At 70.0% G+C, this 20668-nt stretch carries 16 protein-coding genes, 1 pseudogene and 1 riboswitch; of the genes and pseudogenes, 9 read left to right on the top strand and 8 right to left on the bottom strand.

What is annotated here, in order from left to right; genetic code table 11:
• The gene (gene rpsP / locus FAB82_RS23060) at window positions 1-492 is read right to left on the bottom strand and encodes a 30S ribosomal protein S16 (RefSeq protein WP_136536912.1); all 492 of its coding nucleotides are present in this window, start codon (window positions 490-492) and stop codon (window positions 1-3) included.
• A gap of 160 nt (window positions 493-652) precedes the next feature.
• A complete protein-coding gene (proS, locus tag FAB82_RS23055) occupies window positions 653-2059 on the bottom strand; it encodes a proline--tRNA ligase (RefSeq protein WP_136536911.1) in 1407 nt (468 codons plus the stop codon).
• Window positions 2060-2213: 154 nt separating this feature from the next.
• Between proS and FAB82_RS23050 the strand changes: the two genes are divergently transcribed.
• From FAB82_RS23050 to FAB82_RS23040, 3 genes are all read left to right on the top strand, one after another.
• Window positions 2214-4613 carry an HAD-IC family P-type ATPase gene (locus tag FAB82_RS23050; protein WP_136536910.1) on the top strand — a complete coding sequence of 800 codons (2400 nt, stop codon included), beginning with the start codon at window positions 2214-2216 and terminating at the stop codon, window positions 4611-4613.
• Window positions 4614-4729: 116 nt separating this feature from the next.
• Window positions 4730-5689 carry an ATP-binding cassette domain-containing protein gene (locus FAB82_RS23045; RefSeq protein ID WP_136536909.1) on the top strand — a complete coding sequence of 320 codons (960 nt, stop codon included), beginning with the start codon at window positions 4730-4732 and terminating at the stop codon, window positions 5687-5689.
• Between the two features lie 33 nt (window positions 5690-5722).
• Window positions 5723-6580 carry an ABC transporter permease gene (locus FAB82_RS23040; RefSeq protein ID WP_136536908.1) on the top strand — a complete coding sequence of 286 codons (858 nt, stop codon included), beginning with the start codon at window positions 5723-5725 and terminating at the stop codon, window positions 6578-6580.
• A gap of 93 nt (window positions 6581-6673) precedes the next feature.
• Here the strand turns inward: FAB82_RS23040 and FAB82_RS23035 are convergent, their stop codons facing one another.
• Complete coding sequence (locus FAB82_RS23035; RefSeq protein WP_136536907.1) at window positions 6674-9673, bottom strand: ATP-binding protein; 3000 nt, start codon at window positions 9671-9673, stop codon at window positions 6674-6676.
• A 172-nt stretch (window positions 9674-9845) separates the two neighbouring features.
• Between FAB82_RS23035 and FAB82_RS23030 the strand changes: the two genes are divergently transcribed.
• The gene (locus FAB82_RS23030) at window positions 9846-10349 is read left to right on the top strand and encodes a hypothetical protein (protein WP_136536906.1); all 504 of its coding nucleotides are present in this window, start codon (window positions 9846-9848) and stop codon (window positions 10347-10349) included.
• A 97-nt stretch (window positions 10350-10446) separates the two neighbouring features.
• On the opposite strand, the gene dapC is transcribed toward FAB82_RS23030, so the two are convergent.
• Together dapC and fdxA are read right to left on the bottom strand one after the other, a co-directional pair.
• Complete coding sequence (gene dapC / locus FAB82_RS23025; RefSeq protein ID WP_425461596.1) at window positions 10447-11577, bottom strand: succinyldiaminopimelate transaminase; 1131 nt, start codon at window positions 11575-11577, stop codon at window positions 10447-10449.
• Window positions 11574-11894 carry a ferredoxin gene (fdxA, locus tag FAB82_RS23020; protein ID WP_211116782.1) on the bottom strand — a complete coding sequence of 107 codons (321 nt, stop codon included), beginning with the start codon at window positions 11892-11894 and terminating at the stop codon, window positions 11574-11576. The genes dapC and fdxA overlap by 4 nt, the downstream gene beginning before the upstream one ends.
• Here fdxA and FAB82_RS28945 point away from each other — a divergent pair.
• Window positions 11818-12834: pseudogene (locus FAB82_RS28945) on the top strand (GNAT family N-acetyltransferase); the annotation flags it as partial. The gene fdxA and the pseudogene FAB82_RS28945 overlap by 77 nt on opposite strands.
• A gap of 81 nt (window positions 12835-12915) precedes the next feature.
• On the opposite strand, the gene FAB82_RS28165 reads toward FAB82_RS28945, so the two are convergent.
• Both FAB82_RS28165 and FAB82_RS28160 read right to left on the bottom strand, forming a co-directional pair.
• Window positions 12916-13410 (bottom strand): hypothetical protein, encoded by a 495-nt coding sequence (locus FAB82_RS28165; protein WP_246039765.1) that lies wholly within the window; start codon window positions 13408-13410, stop codon window positions 12916-12918.
• On the bottom strand, window positions 13407-13826 hold the full coding sequence (locus FAB82_RS28160; RefSeq protein WP_246039764.1) for a hypothetical protein: 420 nt from the start codon (window positions 13824-13826) through the stop codon (window positions 13407-13409). Before FAB82_RS28160 ends, FAB82_RS28165 begins: the two co-directional genes overlap by 4 nt.
• Before the next feature lie 104 nt (window positions 13827-13930).
• Here FAB82_RS28160 and FAB82_RS23010 point away from each other — a divergent pair, with 104 nt between their 5' ends.
• Window positions 13931-15655: a SulP family inorganic anion transporter gene (locus FAB82_RS23010; RefSeq protein ID WP_136536903.1), complete on the top strand. Its 1725-nt coding sequence runs from the start codon at window positions 13931-13933 to the stop codon at window positions 15653-15655.
• Here FAB82_RS23010 and FAB82_RS23005 read toward each other — a convergent pair.
• Window positions 15602-17140, bottom strand: coding sequence for a heparinase II/III domain-containing protein (locus FAB82_RS23005; RefSeq protein ID WP_136536902.1), 1539 nt, complete (start codon window positions 17138-17140; stop codon window positions 15602-15604). The two genes, FAB82_RS23010 and FAB82_RS23005, sit on opposite strands and share 54 nt — an antisense overlap.
• Before the next feature lie 415 nt (window positions 17141-17555).
• On the opposite strand from FAB82_RS23005, the gene FAB82_RS23000 reads away from it, so the two are divergent.
• The 3 genes from FAB82_RS23000 to FAB82_RS22990 all read left to right on the top strand — a co-directional run bounded on the left by FAB82_RS23000 (window position 17556) and on the right by FAB82_RS22990 (window position 20602).
• Window positions 17556-18218: a MerR family transcriptional regulator gene (locus FAB82_RS23000; RefSeq protein ID WP_136536901.1), complete on the top strand. Its 663-nt coding sequence runs from the start codon at window positions 17556-17558 to the stop codon at window positions 18216-18218.
• A 120-nt stretch (window positions 18219-18338) separates the two neighbouring features.
• Window positions 18339-19148, top strand: coding sequence for a spermidine synthase (locus FAB82_RS22995; protein WP_136536900.1), 810 nt, complete (start codon window positions 18339-18341; stop codon window positions 19146-19148).
• A gap of 239 nt (window positions 19149-19387) precedes the next feature.
• Window positions 19388-19579: riboswitch (cyclic di-AMP (ydaO/yuaA leader) on the top strand.
• Window positions 19580-19636: 57 nt separating this feature from the next.
• A complete protein-coding gene (locus FAB82_RS22990) occupies window positions 19637-20602 on the top strand; it encodes a C40 family peptidase (RefSeq protein WP_168801731.1) in 966 nt (321 codons plus the stop codon).
• Window positions 20603-20668 lie beyond the last annotated feature (66 nt).

The raw sequence follows: 20668 nt of genomic DNA, 5'->3' as shown, positions 1-20668 counted from the left end.
TCACTCCCCTTTGTCTTCAGAGGCCTCGTCGGTCTTGGCCTCGGCCTCTTCAGTCTTAGCCGATTCGTCGGCCTTCTCGGCGGACTTCTTCGACTTCGACGCGGTCTTCTTGGCCGGGGTCTCCTCCGGCACGTAGGCCTTGCTCGGGTCGACACCGGACTCCTTGAGGGCGGCGATGTAAAGCGCCTCCTTCTCGGCCTTCGGCTCCTTGACCTTCAGCTCGCCCGGCGCGGGCAGACCCTTGAAGGACTGCCAGTCGCCGGTCTTGCAGAGGATGGCCTTGACGGCCTCGGACGGCTGGGCGCCCACGGAGAGCCAGTGCTGAATGCGGTCGGACTTGACCTCGATCAGCGACGGGTTTTCCTTCGGGTGGTAGATCCCGACATTCTCGATGACCTTGCCGTCGCGCTTGACGCGCGAGTCGGCGATGACGATGCGGTACTGGGGAGAACGAATCTTCCCCATGCGCGTGAGGCGAATCTTTACTGCCACGTTCCTGTAACTCCTGAATTAGGGATCACGTCAGCGCAGCGATGATCCACATGGAAAATATGGATCGCTGCGCTGCTAGGACCTGGCTTTGCGTCACGGTTGTTGAGAGGGCACCCGTCCCAAAGCTATTTACAGCGTCGAAGTCTAGCGCACGTCGGTCCTAGTACCCCCGGGCGAGGTAGGCAATGAGACCGTCCTCATCCAGCGAGTCCGGCACGGAGCCGTCGGCGCGCTGCAGGACGCGCACGGTCACGCCCGATTGGGCGGCCTGCGTCTCACCCTCGACGCCGCACCGGTCCCACGCGATCCGGGCGTAGCCGGTCTGGGCGGCCTCGACGGCCTCCTCGACGGTGGCCACGTCGGCGGTGTGGGACTCCCGGAACTCCAGGGCCTCGTCCCGCAGCTGCTGCTGGGCCTCTTCGAGCGCGGCGGCGACGGCCTCGGCGAGCATCCCCAGCGGAATGGTCTGCTTCGTGCCCTCGACGCGGCTGACCACGGTGGCCTCGCCGTTCTTGAGGTCGCGGGGGCCGATCTCGATGCGGACCGGGTAGCCCTTGAGTTCGGCGTCGACGGCGCGGCGGCCGAAGGCGATGTCGCCGCGGTTGTCGAGCTTGACGCGCAGGCCGTCACCCTTGAGCTCGTCGTAGACCTTCTTCGCGGCGGCCTGGACCTCTTCGGTGTCCTTGACGACCATCACGTTCACCTGGACGGGTGCAAGATTCGGGGGGACCCGCAGTCCGTCGTCGTCGCCGTGGCCCATGATGAGGCCGCCGACCATGCGGGTCGAGACGCCCCAGGAGGTGGTCCAGCCGAACTGCTGCTTGCCGTCGGCGCCCTGGAACTGGACGTCGAAGGCCTTGGCGAAGTTCTGGCCCAGCTCGTGGGAGGTGCCCATCTGGAGCGCCTTGCCGTCGCGCATGAGCGACTCGACCGTGAACGTGTTCAAGGCCCCGGCGAAGCGCTCGGCCTCGGTCTTGATGCCGCGGTGGACCGGCAGCGCCAGGACGTTCTCGATGAAGTCGGCGTAGACGTCGTGGAGGATGCGCAGCGTGAACGCGTGGGCTTCCTCATAAGTCTCGTGGACGGTGTGGCCCTCCTGCCACAGGAACTCCGAGGAGCGCAGGAACAACCGCGTGCGCAGCTCGTAGCGCATGACGTTGCACCACTGGTTGAGCAGCAGCGGCAGGTCGCGGTACGAGTTGATCCACTTCGACAGGTACTCGCCGATGACGGTCTCGGAGGTGGGGCGGATCGCGAGCTTCTCTTCGAGCTCCTTGCCGCCGCCGTGGGTGACCATCCACAGCTCGGGCGCGAAGCCCTCGACGTGGTTGGCCTCCCGCTGGAAGTAGGACTCGGGGATCAGCAGGGGGAACGAGGCGTTCTCGGTGCCGGTCTCCTTGATGCGGTCGTCCAGCTCGGCGACCATACGCTCCCACAGCGCGAAACCGGTCGGCCGGATCACCTGCGAGCCCTTCGCCGGACCGTTCTCGGCCAGCTGGGCTTTGGTGATGACGTCCTGATACCAGCGGGGAAAATCCTCGCTCTGCGGTGTGAGTACTTTGGCCATAGCAGGAATTCTACGAGGTGCCCGAAGGTGGTTCGCGGTCGGCAGTTCGGCCGAGGAGCGCTGCCCGGGCTCATTCCGAAGGAGGAGCCGCGGAACCGGAGTTTCGGTCCTTCTGCGGTGATGGACAGCGGTTTGGGTCGCATAAGCTGTCGACGTGACAACACCCATGCTGGCAGGAACCCGCGGACTGACCGAAGCCGAGGTCGCCGAGCGCGTCGAGGCGGGGCGGACCAACGAGACCAAGCGGCACACCAGCCGGCCGCTCTCGGCGATCCTGCGCGCCAACTTCTTCACCCCGCTCAACGCGGTCATCGCCGTCCTGGCGGTCATCGCGATCACCTTCGGGACCTTGCAGGAAGACCTCTTCTACGGCTTGAAGCAGGCCCTGTTCGTGGGCGTCATCATCGCCAACATCCTCATCGGCACCGTGCAGGAGCTGCGCGCCAAGCGCACCCTGGACAAGCTCTCGCTCATGAACACCGCCAATGCGAGGGTCCTGCGCGACGGCGAGGTGATTGAGATCGACCCGGCCACGATCGTGGCCGACGACATCGTGGTCATCGAGCCGGGCGACCGCATCGTGGTCGACGGCCCCGTCGTCGAATCCCGCAACCTGGAGATCGACGAATCGCTCCTGACCGGCGAGGCCGACCCGGTCGCCAAGGCCCCCGGCGACGAGGTCCGCTCCGGCTCCTTCGCCGTGGCCGGCACCGGCAAGTTCCGGGCCGAGCAGATCGGCGCGGACTCCTACGCGGCCAAGCTGGTCGAGGAGGCCAGCAAGTTCACCCTGGCCCGCTCCGAGCTGCGCGAGGGCATCAACCGCTTCATCAAGCTCATCAACTGGCTCATCGTCCCGATCGCGCTGCTGCTCATCATCAGCCAGGCCTCCGACCTCGAGAACTGGCGCGAGATCGTCGTCTCCACCGTCGCCGGCATCGTCCCGATGATCCCCGAGGGCCTGGTGCTCTTGACCTCCGTGGCCTTCGCCGTCGGCGTCATCCGGCTCGGCGCGCGCCACTGCCTCGTCCAGGAACTGCCCGCGATCGAGGGCCTGGCCCGCACCGACGTGCTGTGCCTGGACAAGACCGGCACGCTCACCGAGGGCGGCATGGACGTCGAGGAGATCCGCCCCGTCCCCGGCGAAGGCGAGGACCCGCTCGTCGCCCTGGCCGCGCTCGACGCCTCCGACGACAGCCCCAACCCGACCATGCAGGCCATCGGGGCCTACCTCCAGGAGCGGGACGCGGAGGACCCCGGCTGGCGGGTCATCGACGCCATGCCGTTCTCCTCCGCCCGCAAGTGGAGCGGCACCCGCTTCACCGACAACGGCACCTGGCTGCTCGGCGCGCCCGACATCCTGCTGGACCAGTCCGACCCGGTCGCGCTCGAGGCCGACATGCTCGCCGCCCAGGGACTCCGCGTCCTCGCGCTGGTCACGGCCGAGTCGGCCTCCACCACCGGCGGCGTCACCGGCGTCAAGCCCCAGGCCCTGGTGGTGCTGCGCCAGCGCCTGCGCTCCACCGCCGCCGCCACCCTCGAATACTTCAAGGAGCAGGGGGTCGCGGTCAAGATCATCTCCGGTGACTCCCCCGCCGCCGTCGGAGCGGTGGCCGCGCAGCTCGGCGTGGACGGCGCCGGCGACACCGTGGACGCCCGGCGTCTGCCCGAGGACCCCGAGGAACTCGCGGACCTGCTGGAGAACAACACGATCTTCGGCCGCGTCAAGCCGCATCAGAAGCGCGACTTCATCAAGGCCCTCCAGTCGCGGGGTCACACCGTCGCGATGACCGGCGACGGCGTCAACGACGTGCTGGCGCTCAAGGACGCGGACCTGGGCATCGCCATGGGCTCCGGTTCGGCCGCGGCCCGCTCGGTCGCCCAGGTGGTCCTGCTGGACGACGAGTTCGCGACGCTGCCGCACGTGGTCAACGAGGGCCGCCGGGTGCTGGGCAATATCGGGCGGGTCTCGAACCTGTTCCTGACCAAGACGGTCTACGCGATCTCGCTGGCCCTGTTCATCGCGATCGGGGCGATCGGCTCGTGGATCGCCGGCGGCGACCCGCTGCCGTACCCGTTCCTGCCGATCCACCAGTCGCTGATCAACGCGTTCACGATCGGCATCCCGGCGTTCTTCCTGGCGCTCGCGCCGACGTTCGACCGGGCGAAGCCGGGCTTTGTGAAGCGGACCCTCAAGTTCGCGATCCCGGCCGGTCTGGCCTGCGCCATTCCGACGTTCGTCGTCTACCTGGCATCGCTGGCGCACGACGGGACCGACTCGAAACTGCCGCAGACGACCGCCGGCATCACGCTGTTCTGCCTCGCTCTGGCGGCCCTGGCGATCGTGGCGAAGCCGTACACGTGGTGGAAGGTCACCCTGGTGGCGGCGTGCGGCGGCGCGTTCCTGCTGGTGCTGAGCGTCCCGTGGCTGGCGGACTTCTACGAGCTGGGCCTGCCGGGCGTGTGGAACACCACGGCGGCGGCGATCGGCATCGGTTCGGGCATCGCGGCGCTGCTGCTGTGGCTGGTGGTCCGGCCCAAGCACCACGCCGAATGAGCCGTTTCGTGTGGCGTCGGGCACTGCTACACGCGATGTAGCGGCCCGTAGCGGGGTTCGTGGCCGAGGCGTAGCGCCTTCTGGGTGAGAGACAGAAACCCACCCAGGAGGCGACCATGTCGAACCCCGACATCGCGATCCGAGCCGAAGGGCTCGTCAAGCACTTCAAGGACATCAAAGCCGTCGACGGCGTCGATCTCTCCGTCCCGGCCGGAACCGTGTACGGCGTCCTCGGCCCCAACGGCGCGGGCAAGACCACCACCGTCAGGATGCTGGCGACGCTGCTGCGCCCGGACGCCGGGACCGCGACCGTCTTCGGCCACGACATCGTCTCCGACCCGGCCGCGGTGCGCACCCAGGTGAGCCTGACCGGGCAGTACGCCTCGATGGACGAGGACCTGACCGGCCTGGAGAATCTGGTGCTGCTGTCGCGTCTGTACGGCTACTCCAAGCCGGCCGCGCGGTCTCGTGCCTCGGATCTTCTGGAGGCGTTCGGACTCACCTTCGCCGCCGGCAAGCAGGCGAAGGCCTACTCGGGCGGGATGCGGCGGCGCCTGGACATCGCCGCGTCGATCATCATCACCCCGAAGCTGCTGTTCCTGGACGAGCCGACGACCGGTCTCGACCCGCGCAGCCGCAACCAGGTGTGGGACGTGATCCGCACGATCGTCGGCGAGGGCACCACGGTGCTGCTGACGACCCAGTACCTGGAGGAGGCCGACCAGCTGGCGAGCCGCATCGCGGTCATCGACACCGGGAAGGTCATCGCCGAGGGCACCCCCGGCCAGCTCAAGTCGTCGGTGGGCGCCGGGTCGATCAAGCTGCGGCTGCACCACACCGACCAGCGGGACCACGCACGTCAGGTCCTGGCCGACGCGCTGGGCGCCGAGGTCGAGCTCGACGACGACCCGGTGGCGCTGACGGCGCTGCTGCCGCCCGGGCAGGACACCGCCGCGCAGGGCTCGCACGCCCTCGGCGAACTGTCCCGCGAGGGCATCCTCGTGGACGACTTCTCGCTGGGCCAACCCAGCCTCGACGAGGTCTTCCTGTCCCTGACAGAGCGCACCGACGCCTGAACACCCCTCAAGCTTTAAGAAAGGAAACCGATCATGGCTATCACCGATACCCAGACGAGGACCGATGCCGAGGCTCCGGCGCCGGTCGAGAAGGAGCGGCTGCGCCGGCTCCTGGCCGCCGGGGAGCGCCCGGCCCCGCCGAGCGCGTTCGCCTCGGCCCGGGCGTTCGCCTGGCGTTCGATGCTGAAGATCAAGCACGTGCCCGAGCAGTTGTCGGACATTCTGATCTTCCCGATCATGATGCTGCTGATGTTCACCTACCTGTTCGGCGGCGCGATCGCGGGCGGCACCGGCGACTACCTGCAGTTCCTCTTGCCGGGCATCATGGTCATGAGCATCGTGATGACCACGATGTACACCGGCATGTCGGTGAACATCGACATCCACAAGGGCGTGTCGGACCGGTTCCGGACGCTGCCGATCTGGCGGGCCGCGCCGATGGTCGGCTACCTGCTGGCGGACGTGTTCCGTTACGCCGCAGCCGGGGCGATCATGTTCGGCACCGGCATGGTGATGGGCTACCGGCCCGATGGCGGCGCTGACGGCGTCCTGCTGGGCGTGGCACTGCTGCTGGTGTTCTGCTTCTCGTTCTCGTGGCTGTGGACCTGGCTGGGCCTGATCACCCGCTCCGAGAAGACGGTCATGTCGATCTCGATGTCGATCCTGTTCCCGCTGACGTTCCTGTCGAACGTCATGGTGGACCCGTCGACCATGCCGGGTTGGCTCCAGCCGGTCGTTGAGAACACCCCGATCAGCCAGCTGGTCGACGGCGTCCGCGGCCTGTTCGACGGCACTGCCGACTCCGGGGCGATCGTGACGACGCTGATCTGGTCGGCCGGTTTCATCCTGGTCTTCGGGACCCTGACGGTCCGCGCCTACAACCGCCGCTAGAACCGCATTGAAAACACCCGGGAGCCGGGCCCGCCGCGAGGTGGGCCCGGCTCTGTCTCGTCCGGCGAGCAGGCGTGCAGCGGTGGTCGCTTTCTAGAAGCCCCACTCCGGAGCATCAGCGCCGGGCCGGTACGCGCAGCTGGAGCCGGTGGTGACCGTCTCGCGCAGGTGCGCGGCGAGCGGGGGATGGACGGACTCGAGTTTCTTGAGGGTGTTGCGGATCCGGTTGGTCACGGACTTCCGGGCACGCTCGGCATTGTCGCCGAGCCGCCTGGACCGCCCGCCGAGCCCGGTGGCGACCTTGAGCTGCTCGATGAGGGCGGCGCGCTCGGCGTCGAGGACGGCGGCGCGCGCGTCGTTGCCGAAGGCGGCGGCCGCATCGATCTGATCGTCGAGCGCCTCGAGGTGACTGCGGTACCTGGCGCGGGCCTCGTCGTCGAGGACGTCGTCCCCGCCCAGCGCGGCGTCGGTCGCGACCTCGGGCCCGGCCTCGGGGTCGAGCAGTTCCACCGCGGAGACTTCGGCCCCCGGCCGCTCCAGCAGGTGCTGCAGGTCGGCCAGGCCCTTGGTGTGCGGCAGGTGGATGGTGGTGCCGTCGTAGCGCAGCGTCCAGGTGGACCGGTCGCGGCGAAGCAGCGGCCCCGTCCCGGCCGCGACCGGGATCGGGGCGGGCGCGGTCAGATCGGCGGCGGCGCCGCGGGCCAGCTTCGCCCAGGGGACGGCGCCGAGCCGGTCCGCCTGCTCGGCTGCGGAACGGAAGCATTCGAGGGCGCGCTCGCGGTCGCACGCGGCGGCGGCGAGGACTCCGAGCCAGTGGCTGATCGGACCGTGGATGCTGCAACCCCACATGGCGACGAGCCATTCGCCCTCGTGGGGCGCGAGTCGCGACCGCAGGCGGGCGATCATCTCGGCGTCGCCCTCGGCGACGGCCAGTTCGGTCTCGAAGCGGAGCCACAGCGAGGCCCACGAGTCGTAGTGGTCGATCGATTCGGCCTCGACGCGGTCGTGGGCGCGGCGGGCCTCGGCGATATCGCCGCGCCGCAGCGAACTGAGGCCCGACACGATCTCGTAGTGCCAGGAGCCGAAGACGGTGCGCCACACAGAACTCGGCGGCTCGGGTGCCTCTCCGGCGGCGTAGCGGGCCTCCCATTCGAGGTAGCGCAGCCAGTCCTCGTGCACGCGATCGTCGCCGATGAACTCGCGTGCGGCTTCGAGCAGTTCGGCGGCCTGTTCGAACCGTCCCTGGAGGACGGCGATGACGGAGCGGTCGACCCTGGCGGCGCCGAGCCAGCGCTCGGTCCCGGTGTTCTCGGCCAGGCCGGCGAAGAGTTCGAGCTGGTCCCGGAAGGCCGGATCCCCCTGTTCGAGGAGCGCGACCCAGCGCAGGGAGGTGGCGAACAGGCGCGTGCCCTCGTCGCCGGTGCGCCGCGCGACCTCGATCAGCTCCTCCACCAGTTCCTGGCGCCGCGCGGCCGTGCCCGGTCCCCACATGACCGCGTGGGTGGCCCACAGCCCGTAGGCGATGTCGTCGTCGGAGTCGCGTTCGCGGGCGGCGGCCATGAAGTTGGCCAGGATTTGGCGGGTGAGGTCGTCGTGCGAGAGCCCGGGGTCGGGCGGGGTGCCCGTCAGCTCCTCGTAGATGCGGCGTTTGAGGTCGATGTTCTGGGAGGCGCCTTCGTGCGGCCCCGACACCACGGCGCGTACCAGCAGCAGCGGGTCGCCGTGGTCTTGGGCCTCCATCACGGCCAGGTCGTGGATGGCGCGGGCCTCGTCCTCGCGGCGGGTCATTCTGACGGCGTCGGCGAGTTCGAGCCGCAGCAGCACTCGACGGCGGACCATGTCCGGACCGCAGCGCTCGACGGCCCGGCGCAGGTACTTCTCGGCGGCCCTCCCGACGAGGCAGTTGCCGGACTCGGTGGCGGCCCGGGCGAGGAAGTCGACGGCGACCTCGGGGTCGACGTGGTCGCCGGCGAGCCAGGCGTGGTGGGCGATCTCGGTGGCCAGCATGAGTTTCTGGAGCGATTCGTCGGCGACGAGGGCCCGCACGATGCAGCCGTGGTGCTTGGAGGCCTCGGCTTCGGGGATGCCCGCGTAGAGCTTCTCGCGGACGAGGTCGTGGACGAAGACGAAGCGGTCGCGTTCGGGCCGGATGAGCCGGGTCTGGCAGGCGGCGTCGATGGCGGCCTCGATCCGGTGGAGCTCGATCCCGGAGGCGCCGGACATGACGGCGGGGTGGAACTCGCGGCCGCCGACCGAGGCGAGGGCGAGCATCTTGATCAGCGGCTCGTCGAGTTGTTGGAGGCGGCGCTCCAGGGCGTCGCGCATGCCGGCGGTGGTGGCGTCGACGCTCTGGCCGGTGGCCCACAGCTGCGCGGTCTGCTCCACGAAGAACGGGTTCCCGCCGGTGCGGCGGGTGATCTCGGCGATGACCTCGGCCTCCGGGGTGCGCCCGACGGTGTCGCCGATGAGGCGGGCCACTCCGGTCTCGTCGAGGCCGTCGAGGGTGACCATGGTGGCCTTGGCGACGAGGGGCAGCATGCGGGCGCGCAGCGGGTGGCCGGCGTCGACCTCGACGTCGCGGTAGGTGCCGATGAACAGGACGCGTTCGAACCAGGTGTGCTGGGAGGCGAACTTGAGCGCGTCGATGCTGCCGGGGTCGGCGAAGTGGAGGTCGTCGAGCACGACCACGATCGGGCGGTGCTGGGAGGCGGCGGTGAGCAGCCGCGTGACCGCGTCGTAGAGCTCGAATTCGCTCGGCTTGACGCTCTCGGCCTGTCCGAGCATCGCGGCGATGCCGGGCTCTTCGGTCGGAAGCTCGGCCCATTCGTCTTTGGGCAGTTGCGATTTCAACGATCGCAGGACCTGCGTCCACAGCCAGTATTCGGGGACGGCCTCGGATTCCCAGGAGGTGGCGAACAGGACCATGAGCTCGTCCCGGAATTCGGCGGCGACGCCGGTGACGAGCGCGGTCTTGCCGATCCCGGCTTCCCCGGTGACCAGGGCGAGGCCACCGTGGCTGGCGGTGGTGCGCTCCACGGCGGCGCGCAGGAGTGCCGCGGGATGGTCCCGGCCGATCAGGAGCGAGTCAGTCACCCGCTAAGTGTGTCCCGGGGGACCGACATCCGGCAAGCCGTATCCGATCCAAGCTAACGATCGGCGATTTCGGACTAATGCGGGTTGTTTTCAGCGAACTGCTGAGACTGTCTCGCAGGCGACCTATGGTCCATATCGGAAAGTAGCCAGCAATCTACACGGAGGAATCCGCATGGCACAGTCCGAAGCAAACCGCACCAGCAAACTCTGGAGGACCGTTCTGATCGGGGCGGCCGCCGTCCCCATCGCCGCGTTCGCCGCCTCCCCTGCCTTCGCGGCGACCGATACGGGGCAGATCGAATCGACCCAGGTGGAGCAGGCTCCTCCTGTGCCGGAGATTCCGGGCGCGGGCGACGTACCGGGCGTGCCCGACCCGGCGGTGCTCCTGGAACTCCAGGTATGCCTCACCGACCTCCAGGCGGCTCTGGAGGCGCAGGTGGGCGAGGATCCGGCCGAGGAGCCGGAGGGCGCGGAGCAGACTCCGGGGGTGCCCGGGATTCCGGGAGTGCCGCCCATCGAGCCGCCGGCCGAGGTGCCCGACATCGCGGCGATGAACGAGACGTGCCAGACGATCCTGGCCCTGGTCACGGGCGCCGAGGTTCCGGGCGCGGAGGATCCTGAGGTCCCGGCGCCTGAGGTCCCGGACCCCGAGGTCCCGGCTCCCGAAATTCCCTAACCGGGCGCTTCGGCGAATCGGCAGTCCCAGTGTGAACGGGCGAGGGGCCCGCGGCATCCGGCCGCGGGCCCCTCGTCCTATGTCGTTTTCGGCCGGGTCACTCTTTCGCGAGGCGCAGTGCGGCCTCGGCGACGCGTTCGTCGGTGGCCGTCAGCGCCACGCGCACGTGCCGGCCTCCGCCCGCCCCGTAGAACTCCCCCGGGGCGGCCAGGATGCCGCGGTCGGCGAGCCACTCGATGGTCGTCCAGCAGTCCTCGTCGCGAGTGGTCCACAGGTACAGGCCCGCGTGGGAGCCCTCGATGCGGAACCCGGCGGATTCGAAGGCGTCCAACAGGGTCTGGCGGCGCGCGCCGTACCGGGCGCGCTGCTCGATCGCGTGCTCCTCGTCGTGCAGGGCCGCGATGGTGGCCTGCTGGACCGGCCACGGAATCATGAAGCCCGAGTGGCGGCGGATCTCCAAAAGATCGGCGATGATCGCCGGATCCCCGGCGAGGAACGCCGAGCGGTATCCGGCCAGGCTGGAGCGCTTCGAGAGCGAGTGCGCCGCCAGCAGTCCGGTGAGGTCGCCGTCGTTCACGCGCGGGTCGAGGATCGACACCGGCGGGTGCTCCTCGTCCCACCCGAGGGTGAGGTAGCACTCGTCGCCGGCGAGGACCACGCCGCTCTCGCGGGCCCAGCGGACCAGGTCGCGCAGATACTCGACCGAGGCGACCTCGCCGGTCGGGTTGGTCGGGTAGTTGATCCAGGCCAGCCGCAGGCGGGACCCCGCACCGTCGCGCGGGTCGGCCACGGGCAGCGCGTCGGCCTTGGCCAGCACCGCCCCGATCTCGTACGTCGGGTAGGCGATGTCGGGGTAGGACACGGCTTCTCCTGCGACGATGCCCAGCTGGGCGGGGAGGTTCGCGACCAGTTCCTTGGAGCCGACGGTGGGCAGCACCGCCACGTCCGGGCCCACGCCGGTGTGGCGGTGGAGCCAGGAGCGGATCGCCTCCCGCAGCCCGGGCGTGCCGGCGACGGTGGGGTAACCGGGCCGGGCGGCCGCCTCGCACAGCGCCTCGCGGATGAGCGGGGCGACCTCGTCGACGGGACCGCCGACCGACAGGTCGACCAGTCCGCCGGCGTGTGCCGCCGCCTGTTCCTTGTACGGGGCCAAGCGGTCCCAGGGGAACTGGGGCAGCCGCCGCGCCGGAGAGGCGCTGTGCAGACGGCGGAACGCCACGTCGGCTATTCCTCCTTGGCCGGCTGTCCGGCCACGAACGGGTCGTCCTTGTCGATCTTGCCGACCTTGGAGGCCCCGCCGGGGCTGCCGACCTCGTCGAAGAAGTCGACGTTGGCCTTGGTGTAGCCGTCCCATTCGTCGGGGACGTCATCTTCGTAGAAGATCGCCTCCACCGGGCACACCGGCTCGCACGCCCCGCAGTCGACACACTCGTCGGGGTGGATGTAGAGCATCCGGTTGCCTTCGTAGATGCAGTCGACCGGGCACTCTTCAATGCAGGCCTTGTCGAGAACATCCACGCACGGCTCGGCGATTACGTATGTCACGAGTCGTCCTTCCTACGGCGCGCAATCGGGCGGACTGCGCTGTGATGAGCCTAAAGCTTATTTCCATTACGAGATCCGAAGGCAAGGGGTGCGCCAGATGCTGGGACCTGAACACGTGGGCCTGCGGGTCGCGGTCCGAATTCGACTGCACGACGCGGCTCCGGGCCGCCGATACCGCGACGTTACTGGTGAGCTTATCCACTGGGACACCGAACGTCTGGAAGTGCGCTCCGCGGCGGGGACAACGGTCACCGTCCCGATCGGCGACGTGGCCGCGGCCCGTCCCATCCCGCCGAGGCCCACCCCGTTCTCCGAGATCCTTGAGCTCGAACGGCTCCTGGCCGCCGCCTGGCCCCCCGTGGAGGCCGAAGACCTGGGTGGATGGCTTCTACGCTACTCCGACGGGTACACGCGCCGAGCCAACTCGGTGCTGGCGCTCACCGAATCCGATCTCAGCCTCGACGCGGCCATCGCGGCGGTCGAGCGCTGGTACGCCGAGCGCGGCGAGCGCCCGCTCATCGCCGTCGCGCCGATCGCGAAGCGCCTCGACGAGGAACTGGCCTCGCGCGGCTGGACGGACGAAGCCCGCACGGCGGTGCTCACGAAGGAGCTGGGCGGGGACGGCTACGACGGTGCGGCCCGCATCGTGCACCGGCCGAGCGAGGACCTGCTGGAACAGGTCGGTCGCGGCATGCCGGAAGTGGCCGCGAAGATCCTGGGCTCGGGGCCGAGGCGGGGTTTCGCCGAGATCACCGAAGCCGGCGTCCTCGTCGCGCGCGGGCGCGGCGCGATCGAAGGCGACCTGGTGATGATCTCCGGCATCGGCACGCTGCCCGAATACCGGCGGCGCGGGCTCGGGACCGAGATCCTGCACGCGTTGGAGTCCTGGGGCTTCCGCAGCGGCGCGAGCCGGGCGGCGCTCCAGGTCGAGACCGACAACGAGGCCGCCCTCGCCATGTACGGAAAGCTCGGCTACACCGAGCGCTACCGCTACTGGTACCGGACTCCCGGAACGGTCCGCTTAGGCGGCCGCGGCCTTCGCCGGGTTCGCCTTCTTCTCCCAGGCGGCCTCGGTGGCCTTGAGCTGGCGGCCGTACTGGTCCACGCCGAGCGCCATGACGATCAGGTAGCCGACGAAGCCGGAGACCACGAGCGTGGCGAAGAACAGCACGATCTGCGAGAAGATCCCGTCGACGCTGGGGTAGTCGATCCGGGCGATGACCGGGTTCAGCAGCACCGACACCAGCGTCGCGACCACGAAGATCGGCAGCAGCTCGGGCACGATCTCCCCCCGCTGACGCCGCACGCCCCACCAGATCCCGGCGGCGATCGCCACGGCGGCCATCGACAGGTAGGTGATCAACCCGATGAGCTCGCCGGTGTCGGCGGTGGCCTCGGTGCCGTCGTCCAGCCGCCCGGCGATGATCCGCCCGACGAGGTTGGACGCGATCAACGCCAGCGCGAAGCCGTAGATCGAGGGCCAGTGCGGCATCAAAAGGCGATTGAAGAGGGTCACGATGAGGACTCCTTCTGGATCGAGGGGTGCGAAAGCTGTCGATTCGGTCTGGGACGAAAATACTGCCACAGCGACACGGCGACCCCGGCGGTCCCGGCCAGCAGCAGCGCGTACCCGTTCAGGCCGCTGGTGATCACGAGCGAGCCGGCCGCGGTCGGGGCCGACGCGAAGAGGACGACGACGAACCAGATGGCGGAGGTGAGCACCGCGGCCCAACGTCCGCCGGTCCACCACACGCCGAGCCCGGCCAGGCCCCAGTTGAGGGCGAAGGCGAGCGCGCCGGCCAGCGGCACGGCCACGGTGCCGAGGTAGAAGGGCACCAGGAACGACTCCAGGACGGCGGCGAGCACGGCGGCGGCGCTCACGACGCAGGCCCCGCCGACGCGGACGGCCAGTTCCATTCCCTTGACTCGCACGGGCGCCATCCTACGGCAGCAGCCGAATCCGGCCGACGGCGAAGCAACCCGCCGACGGTTCGCATCCGCCGGGTTCACCAGTCCCGTTCCCCGACAATATGACCATGGCAGCGGTACGAGTGGCATCCCAGGCGAAACCCCGACGATTCAGGCAGCTGTTCCCCGGCCGCTCGGACCTGGCGCCGCTGCGCCGCCACTGGCACACCGATCTGCTCGCGGGGGTCACCGTCGCGGTGGTGGCCCTGCCGCTGGCGCTCGGCTTCGGGATCGCCTCGGGACTGGGGGCCTTCGCCGGGCTCATCACCTCGATCATCGCCGGGGCGCTCGCGGCGATCCTGGGCGGCTCGAACCTTCAGGTCACCGGGCCGACCGGGACGATGGCGGTGGTGCTGGTGCCGCTGGCGGCGACCCACAGCCACGCGGGCGTACTCCTGGTCGGGCTCATGGCCGGTCTGATGCTGGTGGCCCTCGCCGTGTGCGGGGCCGGGCGCTACGCGCGGTACGTGCCGGTGCCGGTGGTGGAGGGCTTCACCGCCGGTGTCGGGGTGGTGATCGCATTGCAGCAGTTGCCGCCGGCGCTGGGCCTGCCGGCGCAGAACGAGCACATTCTCACGGGCGCTTGGGATTCGGTCGCCGAATTCATTGCGGAGCCCCACTGGCAGCCGCTGACGGTCTCGGCGGCGGTGACGGCCGCGATCCTGCTCGGCTCCCGGCTGCACTCGCTGATCCCGGTGCCGCTGCTGGCGGTCATCGGCGCCTCCGTCACGACCTGGTACCTCGCGGCCGACGTGTCGGTGATCGGGGCGCTGCCGAGTTCCATTCCGGCCCCGGACACGTCGTTCTTCGATCCGGCCGAGATCCCCGACCTGGTCGCCGCGGCCGTCGCGGTGTGCGCCCTGTGCGCGCTGGAGTCGCTGCTGTCGGCGACCGTGGCCGACAATATGACCGTCGACCAGCACCACAACCCGGACCGGGAACTGCTCGGGCAGGGCCTGGCGAACCTGGTCACTCCGTTCTTCGGCGGCATGCCGTCCTCGGGGGCGCTGGCGCGCACGGCGGTGAACGTGCGGGCGGGCGCGGCCGGGCGGACGGCGGCGCTCTCGCATGCGATCGTATTGGCGCTCATGATGGTCCTGCTCGCGCCCGTCGTCGCCCACGTGCCGCTCGCCGCCCTCGCCGGGGTGCTCATCGCGACGTCGATCCGGATGATCGAGGTCGGCTCGATGCTGGCGCTCGCGCGGTCGACCCGCGCCGACGCGGCGGTCATGACCTTGACGCTGGCGGCGACCGTCCTGTTCAACCTGGTGTGGGCGGTGGCCATGGGAATCGCGCTGGCGGGACTGCTGGCACTGGGCCGGATCTCGCGATCGATGACGGTCGAGCGAGAGCCGATCGAGGAGACCGACCACCACGACGAGGAGACGGCGCTGCTCCACGAGCACATCGTGGCCTACCGGCTCGAAGGTCCGCTGTTCTTCGCCGCCGCGCACCGTTTCCTGCTCCAACTGCTCGACGTCGCCGACGTGCGCGTGGTGGTCCTGCGCATGAGCCGGGTGTCGACGCTGGATGCTTCGGGCGCGACGGTCCTGGCCGACGCGATCAAGCGCCTGGAGCACCGCGGCATCGCGGTCTACCTCTCGGGCCTGGAGCCGCTCCACTCAAAGCCGCTGGCGGCCCTGGGGATCCTGGAGCCGCTGTGGCAGCGGGGTCGACTGTTCGAGCACACCAGCGAGGCCATCGCCGCCGCGCGCGACCGGCTGCGGGCCGACGGGCTGCTAGAGCAGCTCGAAGCGGAGGCCGCCCGTGAAGGAGAAGCGGAGCGCCCATAGCCGCTCGGGCAGGCCGTGGTGGTCGGTGGTGTCGACGTGCTCGATGACCGCCGTCGCCGCATCGACGCCGTGGAGGACGAGGGTGCCGCGCTCGCCGATCCAGGTGGCCTTGTCGCCGTCGAGTTCGGGCTGGAGGCGGCTGACGAAGGACTCGACCAGTTCGGGACCGGCGTCGAACAGTTCGATGCCGCCGGAGTCCCAGGAGAACTTGCGCAGCAGCGCGCCATCGCCGTAGGCGTCGATGTAGGCGTCCACCCCGTCGTCGGTGTAGACCAGCTCGGCCCGGGAGTCCTCGCCGACCTGCTGGGACGCGCCCTCGACGGTCGGCACCGAGTGCCAGGCCGAGGCGGGGTGGGTCTGCTCGTAGCGCTCGTCGCCGAAGTAGGCGGCGGTGTACTCGCCGGCGCCCGGGTCGCACACCAGCTGCTCGCCGTCGGCGGCGATGATGAACGAGCCGAGGTCGAGGTGATTGTGCGGCTCGGCGTTGAAGCCGCCCTTGACCGCGAGCGACCACATGCGGCGGCCGAGCTCGCGGCGCTCGACATACCAGCCGACGTCGGCCAGCAGGGTGCGGCCGGGCGCGATCTGGCCGCCCAGCTCCCGTCCCCATTCGAGGGTCCGGGTGAGGTGGGCCCAGCGGGCGCAGTAGTCGTCGGCGAACGTCGGCGTGTGCTCCACGACCGGCAGATCGACGCCCAGGCGGTCGGCCAGGCGGGCGAGGAGGCCGTTCGGCAGCACCGCGTCCGAGCGGGCGTCGCCGAAGGTCGCGAACGAGCGCGGGTACAGCTGCACGGCCGCCGGGAACGAGGCGATCGCCTCGGTGCCGGCCAACAGGTCCTCGCCGGTGGCGTCCCGCCAGGCCTCGGCGAAGTAGGTGAAGTAGCCGAAGCCGTAGACCCAGTAGTCGATCCCCTCGACGCAGCCGCCGTCGGGACCGAAGGAGAACAGGTAGCTCTGGAGCACGGGGATGATGCGGGCCCGGACGGTGTCGGTGTCGACGCCGAGCGCGAGCGCGGCCATCCCCGCCGCCCCGGCGCACACGGCCGTCCAATTCGAGATCCGCTCCTCCCACCAGTACGGCTCCTCGGAGTCGAACAGCGGGTCGATGACGCGCGCGAAGATCTCCTCGCGGACGCGCTTCGCCGATTCGAGGTCCGGGCGCAGGACCAGGATCTCGGCCAGGGTCTGGGCGCTCTCGCAGGCGAACAGGTCGACGCAGGTGCGCGGCTCGGCCTCGTCCCAGTGGGCGGGCAGCGCCCAGGACTTCTCCTCGCAGATCGCCTCGAGAACCTCGTCGAGCTGCCCCGACTCGCCGGCGATCGCGAGCGCCGCGAGGTGGCGGCGGCGCGCGAAGTACTGGTTCTCGTACGGCAGGCGCCGCCCGGTCTCGGCGTAGTCGTCGGCCAGCGCGGGATCGAAGTCGGGGATCGGCTGCGTCGCAAGCTCTCGCAGCTCGGCCATGAGAGCCGTTCGGGGATCAGTCACGGCAAAGCCATTCGTGTTCAGGGCGCGGGTGAGCGCGGCGGGCGCGAAGCGCCTTCGGATGTGGGTGTCGCCCGGCGACGGAGGTGAGCGCGGTAGGCGCGGGCGCCTTCGGGTTCGGGTGGTGGTGGGCGGCGGGGGGGAGGGCGGTAGGCGCGGGCGCCTGCGGGTTCGGGTGGGGGTGGGCGACGGAGGTGGGGGCGGTAGGCGCGGGCGCCTGCGGGTTCGGGGGGTGGTGGGCGACGGAGGTGGGCGCGGGAGGCGCGGGCGCCTTCGGGTTCGGGTGGTGGTGGGCGACGGGAGGGCTGGTCCGCATCGGGTGGCCTTTCCGCGTCGGGGCTCGGTGAGAAGGAGGCGGGGGGATCCTGCCGTGGCTCAACCGTAACGCGACCGCGCATTCCGTCATAGACTCCGTCCTATGCGAATCGGGGAGCTTTCGGAGCGGACCGGCGTCCCGGCTGCCACGATCAAGTACTACCTGCGGGAACACCTCCTGCCTTCCGGTGTGCACGGCGAGGGCAACACGGTCGAGTACGGGCCCGAGCACGTCCACCGGTTGCTGCTGATCCGGGCGCTGTCGGAGACGGCCGGCCTGTCGGTCGCGCAGATCGGCGAGGTCCTGACGATCCTGGCCCGCCATCCGGAGTCGGCCTTCCAGGCGATGGGCGCGGCCCTGGCGGCCACGCACCGCGAACCGAAGTTCTCCCTGGCCAGCGAGGGCACCACGCAGGCGGCGGAGCGGACGGTCGACGCACTGCTGGAGGAGTACGGCTGGGCCGAGGTGGCCCCGCCGATGTACCGCGACGCGCTGGTGACGGCGATGGCGGCGTACTACCGGCTGGGCAATCGCGACCCGCAGGAGGTGCTGGGCCATTACGCGGACGCGGCGGCACAGCTGGCCTCGGCGGACATGGAGGCGATCGCGGAGGCAACCGGCGAGGGGGGCGTGAACGTCGAGCAGGCGGTCATTGGGACCGTCCTCGGGGAGACCGTCCTGGCCGCACTGCGCCGAATCGCACACATCGCGGCGTCCGCTCGGATCCAGGAGGAGCGGGGCCCTTCGGGCACAATGGGTTCGTGACGAGCCCACACCCTTACGCGCCCACCCGTCGCCCACCGCCACCCACATCGAGGGCGCTGCGCGCCCACCGCGCCAATGCCGTTCGCTGCGCTCACTTCCCCGAACCAGAATGACTTCGCCATGCTGAATTCACTGCGCTTTGATGCCGACCCCAACCGCCCCAGCCTGCTGCACCTGATCGCCGACGAGGTCATTCAGGCGACCGTCGACCTCGACGATCCGGCGTACCTCGACGCCGAGTACATGCAGCGCATCGCCTATCTGATCGACGCGGTGGACGCGCCGGGCAAGCCCCTGCGGGTCCTGCACCTGGGTGCGGGGGCGCTGGCGCTGGCGCGGTACGTCGCGGCCACCCGGCCGAACTCGTACCAGCAGGCCGTGGAGACGAACGAGGAGCTGGTGGCGCTGGTGCGCGCCGAGGCGCCGCTGCCGCGCCGGGTGAAGGTGAAGATTCGCCACACCGACGCGCGCGAAGCGGTCGAGGCCGCCCCTGACGACTGCTACGACCTCATCATCACCGACGTCTACGCCGGGGCCCGCGTGCCCGCGCACGTGACGACCGTGGAGTTCCTGCGCGAGGCCGCGCGGGTGCTGCGCCCGGGCGGGCACTACGCGGTGAACCTGTGCGACGGCGGCCAGATGCGGTTCCTGAAGCCGGCGCTGGCGGCGATGGGCGAGGTGTGGGAGCACCGGGCGGTCATGGCCGAGCCGGCGATCCTGCGGGGCAAGCGCTTCGGCAATGTCGTGGCCGTCGGCGCGAACGTGGCGCTGCCGGTGGCCGAGCTGCGCCGCCGCTGCGCGGAGGCGACGTTCCCGTGCCGGGTGGTGGCCGGTTCGGAGCTGTCGGACTACGTCGCGGGCGCGGCCCCGGCGAAGGACGGGACGGCGCTCCAGTCCCCGCCGCCGCCGGCCTCGCTGCGGAGCTTCTGACCGTTCGCCCGACCCCCATCGGTCGTTCGGACAGTAAAACCCCTGGATAACCGCCCTATCGCCCCGCCTGTCCTCACTGTCCGTTACAGGGCTGTGGAGCAATTCACACGACTCTTGTCAGCCACAGCCGTCTCGATTAGCGTCGGCGGCTGTTCCGGTCGGGACGTCAGGGCCTCCCCCAGAGGTCCTACCGCCGGACCGCCGAATCGCGCCTTGGCGCCGGACGAGCCCACCCCTATGACTCGTCCACGCCTGAGCGCGGACCGGGAACCCACCGCTTTGGAGACTCGAAAGAGTCGGCGTGTCAGACGCCTCCCCCCAGATCCGACGCACGGGGTGAATCCCGCCTGGGCCTTCGGGCCGCGGCGGGTAGGGCGCTCTTCCCAGCCCGAACCCGACAGCTAACCCGGTAGGCGGACGAGGAAGAAAGGCCACTCGTGGCTCAGACCTGCTCTGATACCGTCCATATTTCGCGCGCGAGCGCCATTTTGCGCCGTACCACCGCATTCGCCGGGATCACCTTGGTGACCGTCGGCACCGTGACCGTCTTCGCCGGATCCGAGGCCCACGCGGCCGAGATCGACTACGACGACGCCACCTCCTCGGAGATCCAGGACCACCTCGACGAGCTCGAATCCGACCGGGACGCCGCCGACGCGCAGCTCGACGACCTGGGGCAGCGGCTCTCGGCCGCCCAGGCCGTCGTGGACGCGGCCGCGGCCGACTACGGCGCGACCGACATCCAGCTCGGCCAGGTCACCGAGGCCGTGGCGGCCGCCGAGGACGAGCTCGACGCCAAGGTCTCGACCCTGGTCTACTACGCCCAGGAGCAGTCGGACCGGTACGACGAGGCCGCTCACGCCTCCACCGTGGCCGAGAAGCTCACGGCGCAGATCGACCAGACCCAGGCCAAGGTCGACGGCCTGGACGAAGAGATCGACGAGGCCGAGGACGCCTACGACGAGGCCGCCGCGGCCGAGGCCGAGGCTGAGGCCGAAGCCGAAGCCGAAGCTGAGGCTGAGGCTGAGGCCGAAGCCGAGGCGGCCGAGTCGGAGAGCTCCAGCAGCTCCTCGTCATCGTCGTCCTCGGACTCGACCGCGTCCTACAGCTCCGACGCCGCCACCGCGGCGGTCGAGTTCGCCAAGGACCAGCTCGGCGAGTCCTACGTCTACGGCGCCGCCGGCCCCGACACCTGGGACTGCTCGGGCCTGGTCATGGGCGCCTACGCGGTCTCGGGAATCTCGCTGGACCACTCGACGTACTCGATCTGGGGCTCCACGTCCTCGATCGGCCGCGGCGACCTCCAGCCTGGTGACCTGGTCTTCTACAACGGCCAGTCGCACATGGGCATCTACATCGGCGACGGCCAGGTCCTCCACGCGCCCTCCTCGGGCGACGTCGTGAAGATCTCCGACATCGACATGATGGGCATCGACGGCTACCGCCGCGTCTGACCATCGGTGAGCATGACGAAAGGGCCGGGGCATTCGCCCCGGCCCTTTCGTCATGTCTCAATAGAG

The organism is Glycomyces buryatensis, assembly GCF_004912275.1.
In the GTDB taxonomy this organism is placed as follows: domain Bacteria; phylum Actinomycetota; class Actinomycetes; order Mycobacteriales; family Micromonosporaceae; genus Glycomyces; species Glycomyces buryatensis.
Note: the sequence above shows the minus strand (reverse complement) of the source record. Positions and strands in the feature narration are given on the sequence as shown.